Raw genomic sequence first — 10,799 nt, forward strand, 5'->3', positions numbered from 1 at the left:
AAGAATTGTGTTACTTTTTTAATCGTTTGAATAATCGATTTAAAAAGCGACTCGTCCCCGGCTCACAAAACGTCATCCTTTATCTTTGCCACAATTTGTTCCACCTTTATCCCCAAGGAGGCGCATCACATCCAGGACAGGAACTCGATCCGAGGTCGGGAAAGGCGCCGATGACTATGGAGATTAGCAGGATGCAGACGATCGCACTCGTAGACGACGACCGGAATATCCTCACATCCGTATCGATCGCCCTGGAGGCGGAAGGTTACAAGGTCGAGACCTATACGGACGGCGCCTCGGCGCTCGATGGTCTGCTTGCCCGCCCCCCGCAGCTTGCCATCTTCGATATCAAGATGCCGCGCATGGACGGCATGGAGCTGCTGCGCCGGCTGCGCCAGAAGTCGGACATCCCGGTGATCTTCCTCACCTCGAAGGACGAGGAGATCGACGAGCTGTTCGGCCTCAAGATGGGCGCCGACGACTTCATCACAAAACCGTTCTCCCAGCGCCTGCTGGTCGAGCGCGTCAAGGCCATCCTGCGCCGTGCTTCCAGCCGCGAGGCGGCCGCAACGGCCGGCGCTACAGGTGCACCGAAGGCCGGCGAAGTCGCCGCGCGCTCGCTGGAACGTGGCCAGCTCGTCATGGACCAGGAGCGCCACACCTGCACCTGGAAGGGCGAACCGGTGACGCTGACCGTCACGGAGTTCCTCATCCTGCATTCGCTGGCGCAGCGCCCGGGCGTCGTGAAGAGCCGCGATTCGCTGATGGATGCAGCCTATGACGAGCAGGTCTATGTCGACGACCGCACCATCGACAGCCACATCAAGCGGCTTCGCAAGAAGTTCAAGATGGTCGATGACGACTTCGACATGATCGAAACGCTCTATGGCGTCGGTTATCGTTTCCGCGAAAGCGCCTGAAGCCGCTCATCCGAAGCGATTTCGCTTGCATCGACTGCGGCGGCGATGGCATGCCGCAGTCCCGGCGGCGTATCGCCGCCGCCCGCATTCAAGGATAGGACCGCGTGCCGCAGACCGTGCTCGACAGGGATGGAGGAGAAACCGAGGGTCGGCCCGCGCCGCGCTCGTTTCGACGCCGCTGGACCCATCCGTTCACGCTCGCCCGCCGCATCTTCGGCAATGCCGTCTTTTCCAGCCTCACGCGCCGCATCCTGTTCTTCAACCTCGTGGCACTCGTCGTGCTCGTCGCCGGCATCCTCTATCTCAACCAGTTTCGCGAGGGCCTCATCGACGCACGCGTCGAAAGCCTGCTGACGCAGGGCGAGATCATCGCCGGCGCGATTTCGGCCTCCGCCTCGGTCGATACCAACTCGATCACCATCGATCCGGAAAAGCTGCTGGAGCTGCAGGCTGGTCAGAGCATCACGCCGCTGCCGAATGACGAGGACCTGGAGTTCCCGATCAACCCGGAGCGCATTGCCCCCGTTCTCCGGCGGCTGATCTCGCCGACCCGCACCCGCGCCCGCATCTACGACACCGACGCCAACCTGCTGCTCGATTCGCGCCATCTCTATACCCAGGGCCAGGTGCTGCGCTTCGACCTGCCGCCGGTGGAGCCGGAAAGCACCAGCCTCATCGAGCGGATGAATGTCTGGTTCAACCGCATTCTCCAGCCGAGCAACCTGCCGCAGTATAAAGAGGCGCCCGGCGGTGACGGCTCGATCTATCCGGAAGTGATGAATGCGCTGACCGGTGTGCGCGGCGCCGTCGTGCGCGTCAACGACAAGGGCGAGCTGATCGTCTCGGTCGCGGTGCCGGTGCAGCGTTTCCGCGCCGTGCTTGGCGTGCTGCTGCTCTCCACGCAGGCCGGCGACATCGACAAGATCGTGCATGCCGAGCGGCTTGCCATCATGCGCGTCGCGGGCGTTGCCGGCCTCGTCAACATCGCGCTGTCGCTCCTGCTCTCCAGCACCATCGCCAATCCGCTGCGCCGGCTTTCGGCGGCAGCGATCCGCGTGCGGCGCGGCGCCAAGGAGCGTGAGGAAATCCCGGACTTTTCCGTACGCCAGGACGAGATTGGCAACCTTTCCATTGCGCTGCGCCAGATGACCAACGCGCTCTATGACCGCATCGACGCGATCGAGAGCTTTGCAGCCGATGTCAGCCACGAGCTGAAAAACCCGCTGACATCGCTGCGCAGCGCCGTCGAGACCCTGCCGCTGGCGCGCACGGAAGAATCCAAGAAGCGGCTTCTCGACATCATCCAGCACGATGTGCGCCGCCTCGACCGCCTGATCAGCGACATTTCCGATGCCTCGCGGCTCGATGCGGAACTGGCCCGCAGCGACGCGCGCACCGTCGATCTCGAAAAACTGCTCGGCGACCTCATCGACATTTCGCGTCAGGTCAACACACGCAAGAAGCCGGTCACGCTCGATTTCGTGGTCGACCGCAAGGACAATCCAAAGGCCAAGTTCGAGATCAGCGGCTACGAGCTACGCATCGGCCAGATCGTCACCAACCTCATCGAGAATGCGCGCTCCTTCGTGCCGGATCCGGGCGGGCGCATCGTCGCGCGGCTGTCGCGCGGCCGCAACGACCGCTGCATCATCCAGATCGAGGATAACGGGCCGGGTATTCAAGCCGAGGACGTCGATCGCATCTTCGAGCGGTTCTACACCGACCGACCGTCAACGGAGGATTTCGGGCAGAATTCCGGCCTTGGCCTCTCCATCTCGCGCCAGATCGCCGAAGCCCACGGCGGCACCTTGAAGGCCGAAAACATCGTCGACAAGGCGACCGGCAACGTGATGGGCGCCCGCTTCACCCTTTCGCTCCCGACAGGCACGCAAAAATGACCACAGGCTCCAATGTGCACGGGACGGCGATCGTGATCGGCACAAGGGGGTATCTGTTCGTCGGCCCGTCCGGGGCGGGCAAAAGCGCCATTGCGCTCCATTGCATTGCCGAGGCGCGTGCCCGCGGCCTGTTTGCCGCGCTCGTCAGCGACGATCAGGTTCTGGTGTCGGAAATGGACGGGCGCCTCGTCGCCCGGGCGCCCGCCAGCATCGCCGGACTGGCCGAAGTGCGGGGCGCCGGCATCGTCAAAATGGAGGCAATCGAGTCCGCCGTGCTGGAGCGGGCGATCCGCCCGATCGAGCCGCCTTTTTCCGAACGCCTGCCGCCGGAGGGGGAAACCGTCGAGGTCCTGCCCTCACTCTCCCTGCCCCTGACGCGGCTGCCGCTCTTTCCGGGTTGCTCGGCCTTTTCGACACTGACCATAATCCACCCGGAAATCCTGAAAAGTTGACGCCAAAAGCGCCAGCAAAACACGAAATCAGCCATTTTGGGCTTGCACTTGGTCTTTTCATTGACATGATGGCCACCCCAACGGTGGACGGAATTGCTGCGTTGCGGTATTCGCCGTTCGTTTTGAATTGGGAAACTGGAGCGACTGCTGATGATCGGACTGGTGCTTGTCACCCATGGCAAGCTGGCGGAGGAATTTCGTCACGCCCTTGAACATGTGGTCGGTCCGCAAAAGGCGATCGAGACCGTCTGCATCGGCCCCGAGGACGACATGGACCAGCGCCGCCAGGATATCCTGGAAGCCGTCCAGAAAGCCGACCAGGGGCACGGTGTCATCATCCTCACCGACATGTTCGGCGGCACACCGTCGAACCTCGCGATTTCCGTCATGACCGGCGACGGCATCGAGGTGATCGCCGGCGTCAACCTTCCCATGCTGATCAAGCTTGCCGGCATCCGCGGCGAGAACAACATGGAAAAGGCGCTGATCGACGCCTCCGAGGCCGGCCGCAAATATATCAATGTGGCCAGCCGCGTCCTGAGCGGCAAATAAGGTTTCCCGCCGTCCATGACCGTCTCGAAAGAGCTTCTCATCATCAACAAGCGCGGCCTGCATGCCCGTGCTTCGGCTAAATTCGTCCAGACGGTGGACGGCTACGACGCGGAAGTGACCGTCTCCAAGGACGGCATGACGGTGGGCGGCACCTCCATCATGGGGCTGATGATGTTGGCCGCCAGCCCGGGATGCAGCGTGTTCGTCACCGCGACGGGCGCCCAGGCGCAGCAGGTGCTGGACGCATTGGATGCGCTGATTGCCGACCGTTTCGGCGAAGAAATGTAAACCAAGTGTCGATATAAGGATATAAAGACTTCTTTATATGCGGTTGCTCCAGCTGACGTTTCCTGATAGGAAGCGCCATCACCAAAAGCCAGAAGGCTGGAGACCTCCATGACCACCACGAAGGACTACCACGTCGCCGATATCGCGCTTGCCGATTTCGGCCGTAAGGAAATTCAGATCGCCGAAACCGAAATGCCGGGCCTGATGGCCTGCCGCGAAGAATTCGGCACGGCAAAGCCGCTCAAGGGCGCGCGCATCACCGGCTCGCTGCACATGACGATCCAGACCGCCGTTCTCATCGAGACGCTGGTCGCACTCGGCGCCGACGTGCGCTGGGCCTCGTGCAACATCTTCTCCACGCAGGACCATGCCGCCGCCGCGATCGCCGCCGCCGGCATCCCGGTCTATGCCGTGAAGGGCGAGACGCTGACGGAATACTGGGAATACACCGACAAGATCTTCCAGTGGACCGATGGCGGCCTCTCCAACATGATCCTCGACGATGGCGGCGATGCCACCATGTACATCCTGCTCGGTGCCCGCGCCGAAGCCGGCGAGAACGTGCTGTCGAACCCCGGTTCGGAAGAAGAGGAAATCCTCTTCGCACAGATCAAGAAGCGCCTTGCTGCAACGCCCGGCTGGTTCACCAAGCAGCGCGATGCCATCCAGGGCGTCACCGAAGAGACCACGACCGGCGTCAACCGTCTCTACCAGCTCCAGCAGAAGGGCCTGCTGCCCTTCCCCGCAATCAACGTCAACGATTCGGTCACCAAGTCGAAGTTCGACAACAAGTACGGCTGCAAGGAATCGCTGGTCGACGGCATCCGCCGCGGCACCGACGTGATGATGGCCGGCAAGGTCGCCGTCGTCTGCGGTTACGGCGACGTCGGCAAGGGTTCGGCTGCCTCGCTCAAAGGTGCCGGCGCCCGCGTAAAAGTCACGGAAATCGATCCGATCTGCGCCCTCCAGGCAGCCATGGACGGTTTTGAAGTCGTGCAGCTCGAAGACGTCGTCTCCTCGGCCGACATCTTCATCACCACGACCGGCAACAAGGACGTCATCCGCGTCGACCATATGCGCGAGATGAAGGACATGGCGATCGTCGGCAATATCGGCCACTTCGACAACGAGATCCAGGTCGCCTCGCTGAAGAACTTCAAGTGGACGAACATCAAGCCGCAGGTCGACATGATCGAGTTCCCGAAGGGCAACCGCATGATCCTGCTGTCGGAAGGCCGCCTGCTCAACCTCGGCAACGCCACCGGCCACCCGTCCTTCGTGATGTCCGCTTCGTTCTCCAACCAGGTTCTGGCCCAGATCGAACTCTTCACCAAGGGCGACGCCTACAAGAACGAGGTCTACGTTCTGCCCAAGCAGCTCGACGAGAAGGTCGCGCGCCTTCACCTCGCCAAGCTCGGCGCCAAGCTGACCGAACTTTCCGACGAGCAGGCCGGCTATATCGGCGTGACGACGACCGGTCCGTTCAAGGCTGAGCACTACAGGTACTGATCCTTACCCGGATTATCCACAACATCTAGAGGCGGCGCGCTTGACAAGGCGCGCCGCCTCTTTTTTGGCCTCGTCCCTTCCCGACGATTCGGTAAACAAGTATCGTTAAGCAGTTGATTCGGCGTTGAGATGCGGACCTTACGCGCCGGATGGGATGTCTTGTCGATCAGGCGGCAAACGGACGGAGACATACCGGGGATGATGTCGGAATTGAAACGAGGCCGTTCCAGGCAGGCTCTAGCCATGCCGGAACGGGATACAGCGCATTCGTTTGCGCTCCAAAAATTTATGGTTAACGGATGGTTTACGAACGGCAGGCGCCGTCTCGTATCGATACTGGCGGCCGGTTCTGCGCTGGCGTCTGTTGCCGGCCCGGCGCATGCGGCTGGCCCCTATCTCGCCACGACCGAAATCGTCACCATTTCCATGCTGCTCGGCGTGATGTCGGCCGCGATGGTTTCTGCCATCTGGATGATCCGCCAGCGCGGCCGCATGGAGGCAGAAAGCCGCGAGCTGAAGGCAAGTCTTGCCGACGCCCGCCACAACGTCTCGCGCCTCCAGGCGCTGATCGGCGACAAGGACCGGCGCATCGTCGTGTGGGACGGCCTTTCCGACAAGCCGGAATTCCTAGGCCAGTTGCCGGCGGAAACCGGCGCTCCGCAGGCCGACCGTGATTTCCTGGCTTTCGGCCGTTGGCTGAAGCCCAACTCCGCCGCGGACATCGAACGCGCCGTGGAGCGGCTACGCTCGCAGGCGCAGAGTTTCGACCTCATCATCGAGACGGCGCGGGACGAAGTCATCGAGGCGCAGGGCCGCGTGTCCGGCGGACAGGCCTTCGTGCGTTTCGTCGCCCTCAACAATCTTCGTGCCGAGGCAGCCGAGCTGAAGCTCGAGCGCGACCGGCTGGTGCAGGCGCTGACCACGCTGCAGGGCCTGCTCGACCAGATCGACCTTCCCGTGTGGCAACGTGCCGGCGATGGATCGCTCGCCTGGGTGAACGAAGCCTATGCCGAGGCCGTCGAGGCGAAGGATGCCGCCAGCGCCGTCCACGAAGGACGCGAACTGCTGCCGACCATCGCGCGCGAAAAGATCCGCGCCGCCAGCACCTATGATGCCCCCTTCCGCGACAAGGTCTCGACCGTCGTGCACGGCAACCGCAGCTTCTTCGACGTCGTCGATGCGAAGAGCGCGACCGGTTCCGCCGGCATCGCCGTCAACATTTCCGATATCGAGGCCGTGCGCGAGGAACTCGTGCGCACGCTGAAGAGCCATGCCGAGACGCTCGACCATCTGGCGACGCCGGTCGCGATCTTCGACGGCGAACAGCGCCTGCAATTCTACAACCAGGCCTTCCAGCGCATGTGGGAGATCGAAACGGCCTTCCTCGAAAGCAAGCCGGGCAATGGCGAGCTGCTCGACAGGCTGCGCGCCGGCGGCAAGCTGCCGGAGCAGCTGAACTGGAAACAGTGGAAGGACGCAGCCCTTTCCGTCTATCGCGCCATCGAAACCCAGACCGACCTCTGGCACCTGCCGAACGGCCAGACGCTGCGCGTGTTCGCGACCGCGCGCCCGCAGGGCGGCGCCACCTGGGTCTTCGAGAACCTGACCGAAAAGGTCGATCTCGAAACGCGCTACAACACGCTGGTGCAGGTGCAGGACGAGACGATCGACCATCTCGCCGAAGGTGTGGCGGTGTTCAGCCCGGATGGGCGTATCCGGCTGTCCAACCCGGCCTTCCGCGCGCTCTGGGGCATCAGCGAGGCGGAGGTGAAATCCGGCACGCATATCCGCGCTATCGAGCAGGCCTGTGCGGTCTCCTACGACAAGCCGGACGGCTGGAAGCGCTTCGCGCACATCATCACCAGCTTCGATGACGAGCGCCCGTCCTGCCAGGGCGTGCTGGAGCTGCGCACCGGCCTGATCCTCGACTTCGCCGTCATTCCGCTTTCCAACGCCCAGACGATGCTGACCTTCGTCAACGTCACCGATAGCGTGCGCGTCAGCCGTGCGCTGACGGAAAAGAACGAGGCGCTGCGCAAGGCGGACGCGCTGAAGAACGATTTTGTCCAGCACGTCTCCTACGAGCTGCGCTCGCCGCTCACCAACATCATCGGCTTTGCGGACCTTCTGAAGACGCCGACCATGGGCGAACTCAACGACCGGCAGTCGGAATATGTCGATCACATCGCGACCTCCTCGGCCGTGCTGCTGACCATCGTCAACGACATTCTCGATCTTGCCACCGTCGATGCCGGCATCATGGAGCTCGATTATAGCGAGATCAACCTGACGGACCTGCTCGACGACGTGTCGATGCAGTTTTCCGACCGCCTGCACGACGCGCAGGTGACGCTGGAAATCACCGCGCCGGACAATCTCGGCACCATCGTCGCCGACCAGCAGCGCCTGAAGCAGATTCTCATCAAGCTGCTCAGCAACGCCGCGAATTTTGCGCCGGAGGGCACGTCCATCGGGCTCAAATGCTGGCGCGAGGGCAGTGACCTCGTCTTCACCGTCTCGGACCGCGGGCCGGGCATCCCGCAGGATGTGCTGAAGACGGTGTTCGATCGCTTCGAAAGCCACGGCCGCCACGGCGGCGCGGGCCTAGGTCTCTCCATCGTCGAAAGCTTCGTCAGCCTGCACCACGGCACCGTCACGATCGATAGCCACGAGGGGCGCGGCACGGATGTCGCCGTCCGCCTCCCCTCCGCGACGATGACGTCGTTTGCAGCGGCGGAATAGGCCCGAAGGACCACCATGTCGCTCGACATCTTTCTCGCCGACGACGCCGCAACCATCCGCTTCGGCGAGGACATGGCGCTCGCGCTGAAGCGCGGCGACTATGTAGCGCTCCATGGCGATCTCGGTGCAGGCAAGTCGACCTTTGCCCGCGCGGTGATCCGCGCCATTGCGGACGATGCCCTGCTGGAAGTGCCGAGCCCGACCTTCACGCTGGTGCAGAGCTATGAGCTGCGCATCCCCGTCGCGCATTTCGACCTCTACCGCATTGCGGACGCTGCCGAGATCGATGAACTCGGGTTCGATGAAGCGCTTTCCGACGGTATCTGCCTCGTCGAATGGCCGGAAAAGGGTTCTGGCGCGCTGCCGACCGACGGGATCACGCTGCGCTTCGTGCACGAGGGTGATGGCCGCCGTGTTGGGATCGACGGGCTGGCGGCAGCACTTACCCGGATTCGGCGCTCGCTGGCGATCCGCGCCTTCCTCGACAATGCCGGCTACCAGAATGCGACACGGCGGCACCTGACGGGCGATGCGTCCGTTCGTGCCTACGAGCATGTCTACACGGGTGAAAAGCGTCTCGTCCTGATGGACTCGCCGCGGCACACGCCGGGACCGATCCTTGCCAAGGGCAAATATTACCAACAGATCGCCCATATCGCCGAAGATGTGCGGCCGTTCATCGCGATTGGCAGATACCTCGTCTCCCGCGACCTTCGTGCGCCTGCCATTTACGACATGGACATCGACCAAGGTATCCTGCTGATCGAAGACCTCGGCAGCGAGGGTGTCCTCGACGCCGATGGCGTGCCGATCACTGAGCGCTACCGCGAAAGTGCCGCCTGCCTTGCGCGCATGCACGGGCAGGTTTTTGCGCGTGATCTGCCTGTCGCCAATGGTATCGTCCACCGCGTGCCGGATTTCGACCGTGACGCCATGCAGATCGAGGTGAGCCTGCTCACCGACTGGTATCTGCCCTGGAAGCGCGGAACGCCGGCAAGCGACGAAGAACGGCGCGACTATATCGCGATCTGGGATGGGCTGATCGAAAGCCTCGCGGAAGCGGAACACAATCTGCTGCTGCGCGATTTCCATTCACCGAACATCATCTGGCGTCCGGAGGCGACCGGCACCGACCGGGTCGGCATCATCGACTTCCAGGATGCGATGATCGGCCCGTCCGCCTATGACGTCGCCTCGCTGGTGCAGGATGCCCGTGTCGACATGCCGGACGGTGTGGCGGACGAGGTGTTTGAGCACTACCTTGTGCTGCGCGAAAAAGACGCCGGCTTCGACAGGACGCGTTTCCTGCGCGACTGGCATGTCATGGCCGCACAGCGCAACTGCAAGCTCATCGGCCTCTGGGTGCGGCTGATGCAGCGCGACGGCAAGCCCGCCTATATGCGCCATATGCCGCGCACCTTCCGCAATCTCACGCGCGCGCTTGGTCATCCCGACCTCGCCCCCTTGCGCGACTGGTGCGAAAAGGCTGGAATCCTCGCGACCGAATCATAAGCGCGAGTATGCGATGACAATCGAAGACGCCATGGTGCTGGCCGCCGGCCTTGGAACGCGCCTGCGCCCCATCACCGATACGATGCCGAAGCCGCTGGTGCCGATCGCCGGAAAGGCGATGATCGACTATGGGCTCGACGCGCTCGCCGAGGCGGGCGTGAAGCGTGCGGTCGTCAACATTCATCACTTCGCCGACCAGATGAAAGCCCATCTCGCAACGCGCACGGAACCGGCGATCATTCTCTCCGACGAAACCGATGGCCTGATGAATTCGGGCGGCGGGCTCGCCAAGGGCTTGAAGTTGCTTGGCCGGGACCCTGTACTCGTGATGAATGCCGACCTGTTCTGGATCGGCGAGACGCCCGGGCGGCCGAGCAATCTCGCCCGGCTGGCCGAGGCCTTCGATCCGGACCGCATGGACATGTTGCTGCTTTGTGTAAAGCTGGAGGACACGACCGGCCACAATGGCAAGAAGGATTTTTCCATGGACGCGGCGGGGCACCTCAAGCGCTACAAGGACGGCGACGGTACGCCGTACGTTTATGCCGGTGCCATCGCCATGATGCCCGGTCTGCTGGATGACGCGCCCGACGATGCCTTCAACCTCAACATCTATTTCGACCGGGCGATCGAAAAGGGCCGGCTGTACGGCATCATGCTGGAAGGCCACTGGATCACCGTCGGCACGCCGGACGCGATCGGTGCGGCGGAAGCCGTGATCGGCGCCTTCCGCGAGGCGGCGGCGTGACATTCACCGAAAGGCATGAGGGGTCTCCCCCTCATCCGACCCTACGGGCCACCTTCTTCCCGCGGGGGAGAAGGGGAAACGAGACGTTTGCGGTTTTTTCCTTCTCCCCCGCGGGGAGAAGGTGCCGGCAGGCGGATGAGGGGGCGTCTCGCACTGCGACCGTGCCTCCCGGAGAACT

At 62.9% G+C, this 10,799-nt stretch carries 9 protein-coding genes and 1 pseudogene; all 10 read left to right on the top strand.

Features of this window, described 5'->3' with window-relative positions:
* The first annotated feature begins 191 nt into the window (after window positions 1-191).
* On the top strand, window positions 192-920 hold the full coding sequence (locus BSY16_RS15550) for a response regulator transcription factor (RefSeq protein ID WP_210187395.1): 729 nt from the start codon (window positions 192-194) through the stop codon (window positions 918-920).
* 116 nt (window positions 921-1,036) lie between these two features.
* A complete protein-coding gene (locus BSY16_RS15555) occupies window positions 1,037-2,818 on the top strand; it encodes a sensor histidine kinase (protein WP_069061569.1) in 1,782 nt (593 codons plus the stop codon).
* Window positions 2,815-3,270, top strand: coding sequence for an HPr kinase/phosphorylase (locus BSY16_RS15560; RefSeq protein ID WP_069060504.1), 456 nt, complete (start codon window positions 2,815-2,817; stop codon window positions 3,268-3,270). The genes BSY16_RS15555 and BSY16_RS15560 overlap by 4 nt, the downstream gene beginning before the upstream one ends.
* A 150-nt stretch (window positions 3,271-3,420) precedes the next feature.
* Window positions 3,421-3,822, top strand: a complete 402-nt coding sequence (locus BSY16_RS15565) for a PTS sugar transporter subunit IIA (RefSeq protein WP_069060505.1) — start codon at window positions 3,421-3,423, stop codon at window positions 3,820-3,822.
* Window positions 3,823-3,837: 15 nt separating this feature from the next.
* Entirely contained in the window at window positions 3,838-4,110 is a 273-nt protein-coding gene (locus BSY16_RS15570) for an HPr family phosphocarrier protein (protein ID WP_069060506.1), read from the top strand.
* A 108-nt stretch (window positions 4,111-4,218) separates the two neighbouring features.
* Window positions 4,219-5,619: an adenosylhomocysteinase gene (gene ahcY, locus BSY16_RS15575; protein ID WP_069060507.1), complete on the top strand. Its 1,401-nt coding sequence runs from the start codon at window positions 4,219-4,221 to the stop codon at window positions 5,617-5,619.
* 288 nt (window positions 5,620-5,907) lie between these two features.
* Window positions 5,908-8,361 (top strand): sensor histidine kinase, encoded by a 2,454-nt coding sequence (locus tag BSY16_RS15580; RefSeq protein ID WP_069061570.1) that lies wholly within the window; start codon window positions 5,908-5,910, stop codon window positions 8,359-8,361.
* A 15-nt stretch (window positions 8,362-8,376) separates the two neighbouring features.
* A complete protein-coding gene (tsaE, locus tag BSY16_RS15585) occupies window positions 8,377-9,873 on the top strand; it encodes a tRNA (adenosine(37)-N6)-threonylcarbamoyltransferase complex ATPase subunit type 1 TsaE (protein WP_069060508.1) in 1,497 nt (498 codons plus the stop codon).
* 13 nt (window positions 9,874-9,886) lie between these two features.
* Window positions 9,887-10,621: a nucleotidyltransferase family protein gene (locus BSY16_RS15590; protein ID WP_069060509.1), complete on the top strand. Its 735-nt coding sequence runs from the start codon at window positions 9,887-9,889 to the stop codon at window positions 10,619-10,621.
* A 25-nt stretch (window positions 10,622-10,646) separates the two neighbouring features.
* A pseudogene (locus BSY16_RS33255) lies at window positions 10,647-10,767 on the top strand (endonuclease domain-containing protein); the annotation flags it as partial.
* Window positions 10,768-10,799: the final 32 nt, after the last annotated feature.

Source organism: Sinorhizobium sp. RAC02 (assembly GCF_001713395.1).
Lineage (GTDB): Bacteria > Pseudomonadota > Alphaproteobacteria > Rhizobiales > Rhizobiaceae > Shinella.

Coding starts and splice junctions, on each gene's coding strand:
- BSY16_RS15550 (WP_210187395.1), top strand. CDS start 192: ATGCAGACGATCGCACTCGTAGACGACGACCGGAATATCCTCACATCC.
- BSY16_RS15560 (WP_069060504.1), top strand. CDS start 2,815: ATGACCACAGGCTCCAATGTGCACGGGACGGCGATCGTGATCGGCACA.
- BSY16_RS15565 (WP_069060505.1), top strand. CDS start 3,421: ATGATCGGACTGGTGCTTGTCACCCATGGCAAGCTGGCGGAGGAATTT.
- BSY16_RS15570 (WP_069060506.1), top strand. CDS start 3,838: ATGACCGTCTCGAAAGAGCTTCTCATCATCAACAAGCGCGGCCTGCAT.
- ahcY (WP_069060507.1), top strand. CDS start 4,219: ATGACCACCACGAAGGACTACCACGTCGCCGATATCGCGCTTGCCGAT.
- BSY16_RS15580 (WP_069061570.1), top strand. CDS start 5,908: ATGGTTAACGGATGGTTTACGAACGGCAGGCGCCGTCTCGTATCGATA.
- tsaE (WP_069060508.1), top strand. CDS start 8,377: ATGTCGCTCGACATCTTTCTCGCCGACGACGCCGCAACCATCCGCTTC.
- BSY16_RS15590 (WP_069060509.1), top strand. CDS start 9,887: ATGACAATCGAAGACGCCATGGTGCTGGCCGCCGGCCTTGGAACGCGC.